18 protein-coding genes and 1 tRNA gene are annotated in these 14,492 nt (G+C 69.6%); 4 read left to right on the top strand and 15 right to left on the bottom strand.

Annotation, left to right across the window (positions count from 1 at the left end; genetic code table 11):
- Positions 1–87: 87 nt before the first annotated feature.
- Entirely contained in the window at positions 88–444 is a 357-nt protein-coding gene (locus ACFY01_RS32055) for a co-chaperone GroES (RefSeq protein WP_361796174.1), read from the bottom strand.
- A 44-nt stretch (positions 445–488) separates the two neighbouring features.
- Positions 489–818 (bottom strand): DUF3618 domain-containing protein, encoded by a 330-nt coding sequence (locus ACFY01_RS32050; RefSeq protein WP_390739248.1) that lies wholly within the window; start codon positions 816–818, stop codon positions 489–491.
- A 98-nt stretch (positions 819–916) separates the two neighbouring features.
- Between ACFY01_RS32050 and bcp the strand changes: the two genes are divergently transcribed.
- Both bcp and ACFY01_RS32040 read left to right on the top strand, forming a co-directional pair.
- Complete coding sequence (bcp, locus tag ACFY01_RS32045) at positions 917–1,384, top strand: thioredoxin-dependent thiol peroxidase (protein ID WP_390739247.1); 468 nt, start codon at positions 917–919, stop codon at positions 1,382–1,384.
- Positions 1,385–1,423: 39 nt separating this feature from the next.
- Positions 1,424–1,510: transfer RNA gene (locus ACFY01_RS32040), tRNA-Leu, on the top strand.
- A 1-nt stretch (position 1,511) separates the two neighbouring features.
- On the opposite strand, the gene rdgB is transcribed toward ACFY01_RS32040, so the two are convergent.
- The 4 genes from rdgB to ACFY01_RS32020 all read right to left on the bottom strand — a co-directional run bounded on the left by rdgB (position 1,512) and on the right by ACFY01_RS32020 (position 3,736).
- Positions 1,512–2,117 (bottom strand): RdgB/HAM1 family non-canonical purine NTP pyrophosphatase, encoded by a 606-nt coding sequence (gene rdgB / locus ACFY01_RS32035; protein WP_390739246.1) that lies wholly within the window; start codon positions 2,115–2,117, stop codon positions 1,512–1,514.
- A gap of 10 nt (positions 2,118–2,127) precedes the next feature.
- Positions 2,128–2,523: a hypothetical protein gene (locus ACFY01_RS32030; RefSeq protein WP_390739245.1), complete on the bottom strand. Its 396-nt coding sequence runs from the start codon at positions 2,521–2,523 to the stop codon at positions 2,128–2,130.
- 165 nt (positions 2,524–2,688) lie between these two features.
- Positions 2,689–3,426, bottom strand: a complete 738-nt coding sequence (gene rph / locus ACFY01_RS32025) for a ribonuclease PH (RefSeq protein WP_390739244.1) — start codon at positions 3,424–3,426, stop codon at positions 2,689–2,691.
- 76 nt (positions 3,427–3,502) lie between these two features.
- Entirely contained in the window at positions 3,503–3,736 is a 234-nt protein-coding gene (locus ACFY01_RS32020; RefSeq protein WP_390739243.1) for a glucose PTS transporter subunit EIIB, read from the bottom strand.
- Between the two features lie 321 nt (positions 3,737–4,057).
- On the opposite strand from ACFY01_RS32020, the gene ACFY01_RS32015 reads away from it, so the two are divergent.
- Positions 4,058–5,311 carry a PTS transporter subunit EIIC gene (locus ACFY01_RS32015; RefSeq protein ID WP_390739242.1) on the top strand — a complete coding sequence of 418 codons (1,254 nt, stop codon included), beginning with the start codon at positions 4,058–4,060 and terminating at the stop codon, positions 5,309–5,311.
- Between the two features lie 76 nt (positions 5,312–5,387).
- On the opposite strand, the gene ACFY01_RS32010 is transcribed toward ACFY01_RS32015, so the two are convergent.
- Positions 5,388–6,140 (bottom strand): MBL fold metallo-hydrolase, encoded by a 753-nt coding sequence (locus ACFY01_RS32010; RefSeq protein WP_390739241.1) that lies wholly within the window; start codon positions 6,138–6,140, stop codon positions 5,388–5,390.
- A gap of 247 nt (positions 6,141–6,387) precedes the next feature.
- On the opposite strand from ACFY01_RS32010, the gene ACFY01_RS32005 reads away from it, so the two are divergent.
- Positions 6,388–6,846, top strand: a complete 459-nt coding sequence (locus ACFY01_RS32005) for a type II toxin-antitoxin system PemK/MazF family toxin (RefSeq protein WP_390739240.1) — start codon at positions 6,388–6,390, stop codon at positions 6,844–6,846.
- Positions 6,847–6,899: 53 nt separating this feature from the next.
- On the opposite strand, the gene ACFY01_RS32000 is transcribed toward ACFY01_RS32005, so the two are convergent.
- The 8 genes from ACFY01_RS32000 to ACFY01_RS31965 all read right to left on the bottom strand — a co-directional run bounded on the left by ACFY01_RS32000 (position 6,900) and on the right by ACFY01_RS31965 (position 14,447).
- The gene (locus tag ACFY01_RS32000) at positions 6,900–7,475 is read right to left on the bottom strand and encodes a hypothetical protein (RefSeq protein ID WP_390739239.1); all 576 of its coding nucleotides are present in this window, start codon (positions 7,473–7,475) and stop codon (positions 6,900–6,902) included.
- Positions 7,476–7,605: 130 nt separating this feature from the next.
- Complete coding sequence (locus ACFY01_RS31995; RefSeq protein WP_390739238.1) at positions 7,606–9,681, bottom strand: putative Ig domain-containing protein; 2,076 nt, start codon at positions 9,679–9,681, stop codon at positions 7,606–7,608.
- A 262-nt stretch (positions 9,682–9,943) separates the two neighbouring features.
- Positions 9,944–10,894, bottom strand: coding sequence for a PLP-dependent cysteine synthase family protein (locus tag ACFY01_RS31990; protein ID WP_390739237.1), 951 nt, complete (start codon positions 10,892–10,894; stop codon positions 9,944–9,946).
- A 17-nt stretch (positions 10,895–10,911) separates the two neighbouring features.
- Positions 10,912–11,190, bottom strand: coding sequence for a MoaD/ThiS family protein (locus tag ACFY01_RS31985; RefSeq protein WP_390739236.1), 279 nt, complete (start codon positions 11,188–11,190; stop codon positions 10,912–10,914).
- Between the two features lie 108 nt (positions 11,191–11,298).
- Entirely contained in the window at positions 11,299–11,394 is a 96-nt protein-coding gene (locus ACFY01_RS31980; RefSeq protein ID WP_361450311.1) for a putative leader peptide, read from the bottom strand.
- A 111-nt stretch (positions 11,395–11,505) separates the two neighbouring features.
- Complete coding sequence (locus tag ACFY01_RS31975; protein ID WP_390739235.1) at positions 11,506–11,928, bottom strand: Mov34/MPN/PAD-1 family protein; 423 nt, start codon at positions 11,926–11,928, stop codon at positions 11,506–11,508.
- 145 nt (positions 11,929–12,073) lie between these two features.
- A complete protein-coding gene (locus ACFY01_RS31970; protein WP_390739234.1) occupies positions 12,074–13,501 on the bottom strand; it encodes an amino acid permease in 1,428 nt (475 codons plus the stop codon).
- A 340-nt stretch (positions 13,502–13,841) separates the two neighbouring features.
- Complete coding sequence (locus ACFY01_RS31965) at positions 13,842–14,447, bottom strand: DUF2017 domain-containing protein (protein WP_390739233.1); 606 nt, start codon at positions 14,445–14,447, stop codon at positions 13,842–13,844.
- Positions 14,448–14,492: the final 45 nt, after the last annotated feature.

The following is a 14,492-nucleotide window of genomic DNA, read 5'->3' as shown; positions in this document are numbered from 1 at the left end:
CGCGAACAAGTGAAAGGGCTGGTGACCGTAGACGGTCACCAGCCCTTCCGCTTGTCGCACGTACGACGCACGACGTATGGCGTACGGCTACAGATACAGCCCCGTGGAGTCCTCCGACCCCTCGAACCGGTCCGCGGCCACCGCGTGCAGATCACGCTCGCGCATGAGCACGTACGCGACGCCCCGCACCTCGACCTCGGCCCGGTCCTCCGGGTCGTACAGGACCCGGTCGCCGGGCTCCACGGTCCGTACGTTCTGACCGACCGCGACGACCTCCGCCCAGGCCAGCCGACGCCCGACCGCCGCCGTCGCGGGGATCAGGATGCCGCCGCCCGAACGCCGCTCGCCCTCGCCGGTCTCCTGCCGGACCAGAACCCGGTCGTGCAGCATCCGGATGGGCAGCTTGTCGTGATGGGTGCTGTGCACGTTTCTGTTGGCGCTCACGTTCTCGAACCTACCTGCCTTTGCCGCGCCCGGACGCCGCCGGGTCAGCCCTTACGACGGCGAGTCCCCAGGGCGAGCAACCCCACGAGCCCGACCGCCACGAGCGCGACGGGCACGACGCGCTCCAGCCGGGGGGCTCCGGCCTCGTCCACGAACTGGGCCCGTACCTCGCTCACGGCCCGGTTGACCTGGATGTAGGCGCGCCCGAGGGTGTGGTCGATGTTCGAGACCACCTTGGCCTTGGCGTCTCCGACGATGGTCTTCGGATGCACCCGCACCCCGATCTCGTCCAGCGTCTCGGCCAGCACCTCGCGGCGGCGCTTGATGTCCGCCTCGATCTGCGCCGGGGTTCTGGTGTCCGACGTCTCCGCCACCGTACGGCCTCCGAAGTCTGATGGGTGCGCTTTGTGCTGGACAGTCTGTCAGCTCCGTGGCCGACAGCACCGTCAGGACCCCCGGTTACGCTAGATCGATGAGCGAGCGACTCCAGCCCGGGGACGTGGCCCCCGCCTTCACCCTGCCCGACGCCGACGGCACCGAGGTGTCCCTGGCCGACCACAAGGGCCGCAAGGTCATCGTCTACTTCTACCCCGCGGCACTCACTCCAGGCTGCACCAAGCAGGCCTGCGACTTCACCGACAACCTCGACCTCCTGGCCGGCGCGGGCTACGACGTCATCGGCATCTCCCCCGACGCCCCCGAGAAGCTCGCGAAGTTCCGCGAGAAGGAATCCCTGCGGGTCACCCTCCTCGCCGACCCCGACAAGAAGGTCACCGAGGCCTACGGCGCCTACGGCGAGAAGAAGAACTACGGCAAGACCTACCTCGGCGTCATCCGCTCCACGATCGTCGTGGACGAGGAGGGCAAGGTGGAACGAGCCCTGTACAACGTCAGGGCAACGGGCCACGTGGCCAAGATCATCAAGGACTTGGGGATCTGAGGATGCCGCCCGGCCAGTAGCATGGCCGGGCAGCACCGGGCGGCCGTGGTGGAATTGGCAGTCACGCTGGGTTTAGGTCCCAGTGGGGTAACTCCCGTGAGGGTTCGAGTCCCTCCGGCCGCACCAACTACTGACCGAGCAGTTCTCGTACCACCGGCACCAGTGCGCGGAACGCCTTCCCCCGGTGGCTGATCGCGTTCTTCTCCTCGGGGGAGAGTTCCGCGCAGGTCCGCGTCTCGCCCTCCGGCTGGAGGATGGGGTCGTAGCCGAAGCCGTTCGTGCCGGCGGGGGCGTGGCGCAGGAGCCCCCTCAGCCGGCCCTCGACCACCCGCTCCCGGCCGTCCGGCAACGCCAGTGCCGCCGCGCAGGCGAAGTGGGCCGCGCGGTGTTCGTCGGCGATGTCGGAGAGCTGGGCCAGCAAGAGGTCCAGGTTGGCCTTGTCGTCGCCGTGGCGGCCCGACCAGCGGGCCGAGAAGATGCCGGGGGCGCCGTTCAGGACGTCGACGCAGAGGCCGGAGTCGTCGGCGACGGCGGGCAGGCCGGTGGCCTGGGCGAGGGCGTGGGCCTTCAGCAGGGCGTTCTCGGCGAAGGTGACGCCGGTTTCCTTGACGTCGGGGATGTCGGGGTAGGCGTCCGCGCCGACGAGTTCGTGGGGCAGGCCTGCGTCGGCGAGGATCGCCCTGAGTTCGGTGATCTTTCCGGCGTTTCGGGTGGCGAGGATCAGGCGGGTCATGAACCCAGTATCAGGGGGTGCAGACCTTCGTCAGTTCGCCGGTCGCGTCGCGGACGGGGCGGAGGTCCGGGGTGCTGTCGCCGTCCTTGATGGCGGTGCGGACGTTGTCGACGGCTTTGTTGAGGTCGTCGACCGCCTTGTTGACGTCCGCGTTGTCCGTCTCGTTCTTTATCTCCTTCAGGTCCTTGTCGATGTCGTCGAGGGAGGCGTCGGCCCGTTTCGGGTTGACGGCCGCGTGGGCGGCCGCGAACTGTAAGTCGGTGACGTCGTCGGCGACGGAGTGGGCGGTCTGCATGCAGTCCAGGGCCTTGTCGACGGCGGAGCAGCCGGCGGCCAGGCAGGCGGTGACTGCGGTGCCGGCGGCGGCGAGGGCGATCGCGGTACGGAGGTGTCGGCGCGCGGCCATGGCTGGGTTCCCTCCCCTGGTCGGGCCCCCGCGGGAGGCCCCCGTTGATATCCGTTGGGACGCGGGGGCGGGGGGTCGGGTTGCGTGCGCCGACCACCCCGCCCGATGCTCCCGACGCCGGCTGGGGGACGTCTCGAGTGCCGCCTGAGGACCGCCTGAGGCCGGTTACCTGGCGAGGACCGTTTCGAGCGCCTTGCGCTGGAGGTCGGCCAGCTCGGTGCAGCCGGCGACGGCGAGGTCGAGCAGGGCGTTGAGCTCGTCGCGGGCGAAGGGTTCGGCCTCGGCGGTGCCCTGGACCTCGACGAAGCGGCCGTCGCCGGTGCAGACGACGTTCATGTCGGTCTCGGCCTTGACGTCCTCCTCGTAGCAGAGGTCGAGGAGGGGGGTTCCGCCGACGATGCCGACGGAGACGGCGGAGACCGTGCCGGTCAGCGGCTGGCGGCCGGCCTTGATGAGTTTCCTGCCCTGGGCCCAGGCGACGGCGTCGGCGAGGGCGACGTACGCGCCGGTGATGGCGGCGGTGCGGGTGCCGCCGTCGGCCTGGAGGACGTCGCAGTCGAGGACGATGGTGTTCTCGCCGAGCGCCTTGTAGTCGATGACGGCGCGCAGGGAGCGGCCGATGAGGCGGCTGATCTCGTGGGTCCGGCCGCCGATGCGGCCCTTGACGGACTCGCGGTCGCCGCGGGTGTTGGTGGAGCGGGGCAGCATGGCGTACTCCGCGGTGACCCAGCCCTCGCCGCTGCCCTTGCGCCAGCGGGGGACGCCTTCGGTGACGGAGGCCGTGCAGAAGACCTTGGTGTCGCCGAAGGAGACGAGGACGGAGCCCTCGGCGTGCTTGCTCCAGCCGCGTTCGATGGTGACCGGGCGGAGCTGTTCGGGGGTGCGGCCGTCGATTCGAGACATGGCGACGAGCCTAGTCGCAGATGGGGGCGGGGCTCCTCCCCCGGTGGGAGCAGCCCCGTCCGGGTGAGCCGGGGGCTCACATCATGTCTTCGATCTCCGCGGCGATCGGGTCGGCGTCGGTGCCGATGACGACCTGGATGGCGGTGCCCATCTTGACGACGCCGTGGGCGCCGGCGGCCTTCAGGGCGGACTCGTCGACCAGCGAGGGGTCGGCGACCTCGGTGCGCAGCCGGGTGATGCAGCCCTCGATCTCCTCGATGTTGTCGATGCCGCCGAGCCCGGCGACGATCCTCTCAGCCTTGCTGGCCATGTCCGTCTCCCTGAATCCCATGGTCCGAACCGCTGTGTCGCGGTAGTCACAGTTGTCCGATTTCGCTCGCTTTCATGTCGGACATACCGAATGATGGCGACCGCGACAACGGAACCGAACTGTATCGACTGGTCTACACCAGCTGACCGATGGTCGCCAAGCCCGGCAGGCAGTGGGCATCCCTGATTGGGAATGGCGGGTTCCTTATGCCGCCTTCATCTGCTACAACATGGTCTACACCACTCAGTGGTGTAGACCAGAGACGCCGCCGTCCTCCCTCCCCACGCCATGCGGGCGGCGCCATGCCCATATGGAGGAAGTATGAGCACCGCCACCGCGCCCACGACGGCGGCTCCCCCGAAGAAGCGGGGATCCGGCCTGTTCCAGGGCCTCCAGAAGGTCGGCCGCAGCCTTCAGCTCCCGATCGCCGTGCTCCCGGCGGCGGGCATCCTGCTCCGGCTGGGCCAGCAGGATGTGCACGACAAGCTCAATCTGCCCGACAAGGTCACCGCGGTGTTCGCAACGGCCGGTGGCGCGATCTTCGACAACCTGCCGCTGCTGTTCTGCATCGGTGTCGCGATCGGCTTCGCCAAGAAGGCGGACGGCTCCACGGCCCTTGCCGCCCTGGTCGGCTTCCTGGTCTACAGCAACGTCCTGAAGGCGTTCCCGGTCACCGAGGCGAAGGTCCAGAAGGGCGCGGACATAGCCGCGACCTACAACAACCCCGGGGTCCTCGGCGGCATCCTGATGGGTCTGCTGGCCGCCGTGCTGTGGCAGCGCTACCACCGCAAGAAGCTGGTGGACTGGCTCGGCTTCTTCAACGGCCGCCGTCTGGTCCCGATCATCATGGCCTTCGTCGGCACCGCCATGGGCGTCTTCTTCGGGCTGGTCTGGAAGCCGATCGGCGAGGGCATCTCACACGTCGGCGAGCAGATCACCGGTCTCGGCGCCGCGGGTGCCGGTCTGTTCGGTCTGATCAACCGCGCGCTGATCCCGATCGGCATGCACCAGTTCGTGAACTCCGTCGCCTGGTTCCAGATCGGCGACTTCAAGAACTCCGCCGGCACGGTCGTGCACGGCGACCTCACCCGCTTCTTCGCCCACGACCCGACCGCCGGACAGTTCATGTCGGGCTTCTTCCCCATCATGATGTTCGGCCTCCCGGCCGCCGCGATCGCCATCGCCCACTCCGCCCGCCCCGAGCGCCGCAAGGCCGTGCTGGGCATGATGATCTCGCTCGCGCTCACCTCCTTCGTGACCGGTGTGACCGAGCCGATCGAGTTCTCCTTCATGTTCATCGCCCCGGTGCTGTACGCGATCCACGCGGTGCTCACCGCCCTGTCCATGGCGATCACCTGGGCACTCGGCGTGCACGCGGGCTTCACCTTCTCCGCGGGCTTCATCGACTACGCGCTCAACTGGAACCTCGCCACCAAGCCCTGGCTGATCATCCCCATCGGCCTGGTGTTCGCGGCGATCTACTACTCGGTCTTCCGCTTCGCCATCACCAAGTGGAACCTCCCCACCCCGGGCCGGGAGCCCGAGGAGGAGGTCGAGGACCTCACCAAGGCGTGAGTCCCGCCCCGGCACGACGAAGGCCCCGGAACCGTGGAGGTTCCGGGGCCTTCGCGTACGCGCACGTACGCGGGGGTCAGATCTCGTACGACTTCCTCGGCACCGCCAGCTCCACCGGCCCGTCGAAGACCTCGCGGGCGTCGGTCAGGTTGGCCTCGGGGTCGGTCCACGGGGGGATGTGGGTGAGGACCAGGCGGCGGGCGCCGGCGCGGGCGGCGGTCTGGCCGGCCTCGCGGCCGTTGAGGTGGAGGTCGGGGATGTCCTCCTTGCCGTGCGTGAACGCGGCCTCGCACAGGAACAGGTCGGCGTCCCGGGCCAGCGTGTCGAGCGCCTCGGTGACGCCGGTGTCGCCGGAGTACGTCAGCGACTTCCCGCCGTGCTCGAGGCGGATGGCGTAGGCCTCCACGGGGTGGCGGACCCTCTCGGTGTGCACGGTGAACGGGCCGATCTCGAACGTGGACGGCTTGACCGTGTGGAAGTCGAAGACCTCGCTCATGGAGGAGGCGGTGGGGGTGTCCGCGTAGGCCGTGGTCAGGCGGTGCTCGGTGCCCTCGGGGCCGTAGACCGGGATCGGGTCGCAGCGGCCGCCGTCGTGGCGGTAGTAGCGCGCCACGAAGTACCCGAGCATGTCGATGCAGTGGTCGGCGTGCAGATGGCTGAGGAAGATCGCGTCGAGGTCGTAGAGACCGCAGTGGCGCTGCAATTCGCCAAGGGCGCCGTTGCCCATGTCGAGAAGCAGCCGGAAGCCGTCGGCCTCGACGAGGTAGCTCGAGCAGGCCGATTCCGCGGACGGGAACGACCCCGAGCAGCCGACGACGGTGAGCTTCATGAAGCAGAAACCTCCGTTGGCGGGATAACCGGGATAGCCGGGATAGCCGGGATAAGGGGCGAAATCGGGGAGCTGACAGGGGTCGTGCGGTGCGTCGAGCGTAAGGCGCAAAAGCCCCGGTCGCTCCTCCGCCAGGGGCCGTTGTGGGCGAACTCACCTGTGCTGTCACCGGTTCGGCTGGACCCGGGACGCAAAAGGCTAACGAGAGGGCGCGCAATGGGATTCGCACGCCGGTAACGTCATCCGTATGGACACGTCCTGGTGGCTCGCGCTCGCGGCAGTGGTATTGCTCGCGCTGGTAGCCACGCTAGTCGACGGCTGGGGGCGGGGCCGTCGGCCGCCGCGGCGCAGGACCCGCCCGCCGGGCCGCCCCGAGGGCTTCCACGGCCAGGCGGCCCGTCCGCACCCCGGGGACATCTGGTGGGCCAGCGTTCCCTACGAGGACGGTCCGGGCGGCAAGGACCGGCCCTGCCTGGTGCTGGCGGTGCGCGGCGACCGGGCGACCGTAGCGAAGATCACCAGCAAGTACCACGACGAGCGCGCCGGGGTGATCCCGCTGCCGCCGGGTTCCGTCGGGGACGCGCACGGGCGGCCGAGCTTCCTGGAGACGGACGAGCTCAGGCACGTGGCGGTGTGGGACTTCCGGCGCCGGGTGGGCGTGGTGGACCCGGTCCTATGGGACCAGGTGCGGCACTTGGCGGGCTGAACCCGCCGTCTCGCAGGCCGCGTACCCGCCGTCCCGCAGGCCGCGTATCGGACTCAGCGGACCTCCACGGTCACCTTCCAGTCCTGGATGCCCTTGCAGGACAGCTGACCGGGGCGGCTCGCGCACAGCGGGCGGGACGAGGTCAGGTGGGCCGTGCCGGGCGCGACCGCTTCGAACGCGGCGACCGCGTCGCCCGGCTGGATCACGAACCCCGGGTTGGTGGCCTTCAGCGCGCCGCCCTCGGCGGCGACCGGTTTCCAGGGCCGGCTCTTGGTGCCGTCCAGGGTGAGCCGGAGCACCTGGCCCTTGGCGAGGCAGACGGTACGGCCGTTGTCGGTGGCGTCGAGCTGGGTGCGGGGGGTGCAGGACCCGGCGGGCCCGGTGGGGGAAGGGGACGGCGGGGCCGACGGTGACGTGCTCTGGGACGCCGAGTCGCTCGGGGTCGGAGTCGGGGATGGGGTCGGGGACTGCGAATGCGGGGGTGACTGCGACTGCGAGGGGGACACCGAGCCGCCGGCCTTCCCTCCCCCGTCCTGCGAGCCGCAACCGGCGAGGAGCAGTGCCGCCGCGGTGGCGGCGACGGCGAAGGTGCGGTGGAGCGTCGTACGGGGCATCGGGTGACGGCGCATGGGGGGGTCCGCCCTTTCCGCGGTGACCGGTCCTGGTACGGGTGTGACGTACCCGACGCGCATCCGGATCCGCTCCGCGAAGGGCCCCGGCCTGAGTCGCGGCCGGGGCCCTCCTCTCAGCGGCGTTGCGTCAGCTGGTCGTCACGGCCGTGTCGTCGAGGACGAAGCTGGTCTGGAGCGAGGAGTCCTCGACCCCGCTGAACTTCAGCGTCACCGTGGATCCGGCGTAGGAGGACAGGTCGATGGACTTCTGGGTGTAGCCGGAGGCCTTGTTGAGGTTGGAGTAGGTGGCCAGGGTGGTCGAACCGGCGGTCACCGTCAGCTTGTCGTAGGCGGTGCTGGTGCTGGTCTCCGCCGTGTCGACGTGCAGGTAGAAGGTGAAGGTGGCCTTGCAGCCGGAGGGGATGGTCACCGACTGGGACAGCGTGTCGGTGTGCGTGGAGCCGTAGCCGTCGAGCCAGGCGTAGTACGAGCCGCCGTGGGCCGTCTCACCGCTGTCGTTGGTGATGACGCCGCTGGAGGCGGTCCAGGTGGTGTTGCCGGACTCGAAGCCGGGGTTGCCGAGCAGCTGCGCCGAGGTGCAGGTGCCGCCGCCCCCGCTGGTGCTGACCGTCCAGGTGAAGGAGGCGGAGCCGGAGGCGCCGGTGGAGTCGGTCGCGGTGACGGTGACGCTGTAGGTGCCCGCGGTGGACGCCGTGCCGGAGATCAGGCCGGTGGAGCTGTTGATGGACAGGCCGGTGGGCAGGCCGCTCGCGCTGTAGGTGAGGGTGGCGCCCGCGCTGTCGCTGGCGCTGATCTGGAGGCTGGCCGTGCCGCCGGTGGCGGTCGACTGGCTGCCGGGGTTGGTGACGGTCACGGTGTTGCCGGTGCTGGTGCCGGAGGTGAAGGCGGCGGTGCCGTCAGGGGTGCCCCAGCCGGTCGGGCCGTCGTAGCCGGTGGTCGCGGTGCAGAAGTACGAGGTGGAGCAGCTGCCGTTGTTGCCGCTGGTGACGTCGTACAGGTTGCCGGTGTGGCTGTAGGGGTACTTCGCCGGGTAGTCGCCGGCGCCCGGGGTGCCGGCGAGGGCGTAGACGCCCGCGATGATGGGTGCGGAGGCGCTGGTGCCGCCGTAGACCGCCCAGCCGGAGCCGCCGTAGGTGTCGTAGACCGCGACGCCGGTGGCCGGGTCGGCGACGGCGGAGACGTCGGCCTCCATGCGCTTGGAGCAGCCGGTGTCGGTCTGCCAGCTCGGCTTCGGGTCGTACGAGGAGCAGCCGGAGCCGGTGCCCTCCGTGCTGGAGGTCTTCCACACCGACTCGGTCCAGCCGCGGGAGTTGGACGAGGTGGACAGCGCGGTGCCGCCGACGGCGGTGACGTACTGGGAGGTCGCCGGGTATTCGGCGCCGTAGGCCTCGTCGCCGGAGGAGACGGTGATGGCGACGCCGGGGTGCTTGAAGTAGGAGGTGTCCTCGCTGGTCTGGGAGGAGGACTCGGAGCCGCCCCAGCTGTTGGAGACGAACTTGGCGCCGAGCGCGACGGCCTCGTTCTCTGCGGCGCCGAGGTCGGAGTCGGTGGCGGAGTTGGCCTCGACGAGGATGATGTTGCAGTTGGGGCAGACCGCGCTGACCATGTCGATGTCCAGCGCCTCCTCGCCCGCCCAGCCGCTGTCGTTGGACGGCAGGGAGGTGGTGGAGCCGGTCTGGCTGACCTGCTTGAAGCAGCCGTTGGCGACCGTGCACGCCGACAGGCCGTACGTCGAGCGGTAAGTGGCCAGGTCTGAGGCCGCGTTGGGGTCGTTGTAGGCGTCGACGACGGCGACGGTCAGGCCGGAGCCGCCGGTCGAGGGCAGGGCGTACGCGCTGTGCAGGTTGGCCGGGCTGAGGCCGGAGGGCGCGGCGGCGACGGCGGCGGCGAGCCGCTGCCTGATGTCGGTGCGGCGCTGGGCGAAGCAGGCGGCGTGCCCGGGTTTCGCGGTGGCGCACAGGTGCTTGGTGGGCACCTTCTGGCCGGCCTTGCCGGTGGAGTGGAAGGTCTGCCGTTCGGGGGCGGTGAGCGCCTTGGCGTTCTGGGCGGTGCGGGAGGTGTGGGTCGCGGTGGCGGGGGCGGCCTGGGCTCCGGCCGTGGGTGCCGCGACGAGTCCGGCGACGGTGAGGGCGAGGGCGGGCACGGCGACGGCGAGGAGTCTGCGCAGGCTCCGTCTCCGCCTGCTCGGGCGTGACTCACGCATGGGGTTCTGCCTCCATCGGTGGGGTCGAGCTGGATGGGCAGGCCCGTGACGCGCGTAGCGGCGGCGAGACCGCGCAGTCATGAGCATGACATTTCTGGGAAGGGGAACACCCCGCGTGCCGAGCTGAGCAAGACATGACAGGGTGCGGGCAGAACGTAGTCCCCGCGACCGGGCGGCGGCAGACCCGGACAGGGTTCTTTGCCGTCCTGTGGACAGCGCTTAGCCCCCTCATAGGAGGGGGATGGCGCTTCGATGATGAGCCCTATGCCCAGAGCTGGCCCTGGAGCGTCTCGATGGCCTCCTCGGTGGTGGCCGCCGTGTAGACGCCGGTCGAGAGGTACTTCCAGCCGCCGTCGGCCACGACGAAGACGATGTCGGCGGACTCCCCCGCCCTGACCGCCTTGTTGCCGACGCCGATCGCCGCGTGCAGGGCGGCGCCGGTGGAGACGCCCGCGAAGATGCCCTCCTGCTGGAGGAGTTCACGGGTGCGGGTGACCGCGTCGGCCGAGCCGACGGAGAAGCGGGTGGTGAGGACGGAGGCGTCGTACAGCTCCGGTACGAAGCCCTCGTCGAGGTTGCGCAGGCCGTACACCAGGTCGTCGTAGCGCGGTTCGGCGGCGACGATCCGCACGTCCGGCTTGTGCTCGCGCAGGAAGCGGCCGACGCCCATCAGGGTGCCGGTGGTGCCCAGGCCCGCGACGAAGTGGGTGATCGAGGGCAGGTCGGCGAGGATCTCCGGACCGGTCGTGGCGTAGTGGGCGCCCGCGTTGTCCGGGTTGCCGTACTGGTAGAGCATCACCCAGTCCGGGTGCTCGGCGGACAGCTCCTTGGCGACGCGCACGGCGGTGTTGGAGCCGCCTGCCGCCGGGGAGGAGATGATCTCCGCGCCCCACATGCCGAGCAGGTCCCGGCGCTCCTGCGAGGTGTTCTCCGGCATCACGCACACCATCCGGTAGCCCTTGAGCTTGGCGGCCATGGCGAGGGAGATGCCGGTGTTGCCGGAGGTCGGCTCCAGGATCGTGCAGCCGGGGGTCAGCCGGCCGTCCTTCTCCGCCTGCTCGATCATGTGCAGCGCGGGGCGGTCCTTGACCGAGCCGGTCGGGTTGCGGTCCTCCAGCTTGGCCCAGATACGGACCTCGGGGGACGGCGACAGCCGCGGCAGGCGCACCAGAGGGGTGTTGCCCACCGCGGCCAGCGGGGAGTCGTAGCGCATCGCTGATCAGCGGCCGATCAGACCATGCCGCCGGCGACGGCGGGCAGGATCGTCACGTTGTCGCCGTCGGACAGCTTGGTGTTGATGTTGTCGAGGAAGCGGACGTCCTCGTCGTTCAGGTAGACGTTGACGAAGCGGCGCAGCTGACCGTTGTCCACGATGCGGGCCTGGATGCCCGCGTGCCGGGTCTCGAGGTCGGCGAACAGCTCGGCGAGGGTCTCACCACTGCCCTCCACCGCCTTCTGACCGTCGGTGTAGGTGCGGAGGATGGTGGGGATGCGGACCTCGATGGCCATGGTTGCGGGCTCCTGTCGGAAGGTGTCTGGTCTGTGGGCGCGCGGCGGCGCGGAATGCGGGTCGTGCTCGGGGTGCCGCGGCTCAGGCCGTACGGCGGCAGGGCAGCGTCAACAGATGGCGCTGTTCAGCCTGCACAGGTCGACGTGCAGCCGCGCCACGAGCAGCAAACTCGGCGCCTTCTCGCTCACGTCGTTCAGAACCATGGGCTCATCGTATCGATTCCCGGTCCGGGTCCCGGAGTGTGATCTCGCATGCTGGATGAATTCCGATCGAACTGCGAGATCGCAGTGGGACCATGGCGAGATCGTGTGGGCTCAGTAGCTCTCCACGACCTTGACCTCCTCCTCCGTGACCTCGCCCGCCACGATGCGGTACGAGCGGAACTGGAAGTCGCCGAGGCCGTCGGTGTCGGCGGTGGACACCAGGACGTAGTGGGCGCCGGGCTCGTTCGCGTAGCTGATGTCGGTGCGGGACGGGTAGGCCTCGGTCGCCGTGTGGGAGTGGTAGATCACCACCGGCTCCTCGTCGCGGTCGTCCATGTCGCGGTAGAGCTTGAGGAGGTCGCCGGAGTCGAACTCGTAGAACGTGGGCGACATGGCCGCGTTCAGCATCGGGATGAAGCGCTCGGGGCGGTCCGAACCCGCCGGGCCCGCTATGACGCCGCACGCCTCGTCGGGGTGGTCCTTGCGCGCGTGCGCGACGATCTGGTCGACGAGGGCCTGGGTGATGGTCAGCATGTTCGCCAATATAAGCAGTAGGGCCGCTCCGTACCGAGGTGTGGTACGGAGCGGCCCGTATGCCGGACGCCCTGAGCGGCAGCCGCAGCGGGTGCCACGAGAACCCGCTGCGGCCGGACGTCCGCGGTGAGGGTCGGGGTGCGGGTCAGCCCACCTTCTCCAGCTCCGGCTCCCGGCGGTCGGCGACCTCCGGGTTGCGGGCCTTGAGCACCAGCCAGCCGACGCCGAGGGCGGCGGCCCAGCCGGCCATCACGTACAGGCACACACGCGAGTCGGCATCGTAGGCGATCAGGCCGGTGACGAAGAGCAGGAAGGCGATGGCGATGTACGAGCAGACCGCTCCGCCCGGCGCCGGGAAGGAGGAGGCGGGCAGCCGGCCCGCGTCCACCGCGCGGCGGTAGAGGACGTGGCTGACCAGGATCATCAGCCAGGTCCAGATGCCGGCCGCGGTCGCCACGGAGGTGACGTAGCCGAAGGCCTTCTCCGGGACGATGTAGTTGAGGATCACGCCGATGCCCATGAAGGCGACCGAGACGGTGATGCCGAGCGCGGGCGTCTTGGAGGCGGAGAGCCTGCTGAAGACGCGGGGGGCCTCGCCGTTGTCCGCGAGGGTGCGCAGCATGCGGCCCGTGGAGTACATGCCGGAGTTGCAGGACGACAGGGCGGCGGTGAGCACCACGAAGTTGACGATGCCGGCGCCGGCCGGGATGCCGATCATCGCGAACGCCTTCACGAAGGGGCTGACGCCCGCCGCGAACTGGGTCCACTTCACCACGCACAGGATGACGGTGAGGGCGCCGACGTAGAACAGCGCGATGCGCCAGGGCAGCGTGTTGATGGCCTTCGGGAGGGTCTTCTCGGGGTCCTCGGACTCACCGGCCGTGACGCCGACCAGCTCGACGGCGAGGTAGGCGAACATGACGCCCTGGAGGGTCATCAGGGAGGAGCCGACGCCCTTGGGGAAGAAGCCGTCGAACTGCCAGAGGTTGGCGACGGAGGCGGTGTCGCCGGCGGCGCTGAAGCCGAAGGTGAGCACGCCGAGGCCGATCACGATCATGCCGACCAGCGCGGTGACCTTGACCATCGAGAACCAGAACTCGATCTCGCCGAAGAGCTTGACGGAGATCAGGTTGGCCACGAAGAGGACGACGAGGAACACCAGTGCCGTCACCCATTGGGGGATGGCCGGGAACCAGTAGTTGACGTAGATCGCGGCGGCCGTCAGTTCGGCCATGCCGGTGACGACCCACATCAGCCAGTACGTCCAGCCGGTGAAGTAGCCGAAGAACGGTCCGAGGAACTCGCGGGAGTACTCCGCGAAGGAGCCCGAGACCGGCCGGTAGAGCAGGAGCTCGCCGAGCGCCCGCATGATGAAGAAGATGATCACGCCTGCGAGGGCGTACATGAGGATCAGGCTGGGTCCGGCCTTGGCGATGTTCGCCCCGGCACCCAGGAACAGGCCGACGCCGACGGCGCCGCCGATCGCGATCATCTGGACCTGCCGGCTGCCGAGCCCGCGCTCGTAGCCCTCTTCCGGTGCCTCGGTGGCCTCGGTGACCTGCGAGGAGGTCATGTGTGGTGCGCCTTTCTCCATGCCGACCCGGGCCGCTGGTCGGCCTCGGATCGGGTTTCGATCCCCCCGGATGACTGGAGTGAGCGGGTTTCGCGAGCCCGCTCGTGCCTGGCCGGCTGTTGCCGGCTCGGTGGCGCACCCGGCCGAACATGGGTGGTGTTCGCCGGGCGGTCGTGAAGATTTATCACGGCCGCAATATTGATCACCCGTACGGAATGTTGCGCACCCCACAGGAAGAAGGGGACAAATAACCCCCAGATGCGGCAAAACAGGCCGCAACGGTAACAGGATCGTTATCCGGATTTGAGCGTCCGCTGAGCGAACACGAAATCGGATCGAGTCAGGGCATAAGGGTCGAGACGAGCGTCTCCTGGAGCCCGCCCAGCCAGAGGTACGCCATCACCATCGGCTTGCGCGGGTCCTCGTCCGAGAGCCGGTAGAGCAGATCGGTGTCGTCCTCGTCGGCGATCTCCAGCCGTGCGCCTATCGCCAGGCGGAGGTCGTTGAGGGCGCCCAGCCACCGCCGGGACTCCTCGGTGCTCAGGCTGAGCACCGCCTCGTCCTCGCCGGCGACCCCCAGCGCGTCCAGCGAGCGGATCACCGACAGCGCGTTGTCCCGCTTGCCCGCGCGCAGGTCGTTCTCGGTGAAGCGGCGGAACTCGGCGGAGTACGCGCGCTGCTCCTCGGCGTCCCCCGGCGAGACGGGAGTCTGCTCCGGGTCGCAGTAGGCGTCCGGGAAGAGGCGCCGCAGCACCGGGTCGGCGGGCGGCTCGCTCGGGCCCTCGGCGAACAGCTCGGCGAGCGGGTCCGCGGGGGCGTCCTCGGCGGGGCCGGGGCCGATGAGTTCCAGGAGCTGGACGGCCAGCGACCGGATGATGGAGATCTCGACGTAGTCGAGCGCGACGGCCGCGCCGCCGCCGGGGAGCGGTTCGAAGGTTCCGGGCATCGGTGGGTCGTTTACTCCGGTCTACTTCCGGTTACTTCGGATACT

Source organism: Streptomyces sp. NPDC001480, from assembly GCF_042894725.1.
In the GTDB taxonomy this organism is placed as follows: Bacteria; Actinomycetota; Actinomycetes; order Streptomycetales; family Streptomycetaceae; genus Streptomyces.
The sequence above is the reverse complement of the archived record's forward strand: the minus strand, read 5'-3'. Positions and strand labels throughout refer to the sequence as shown.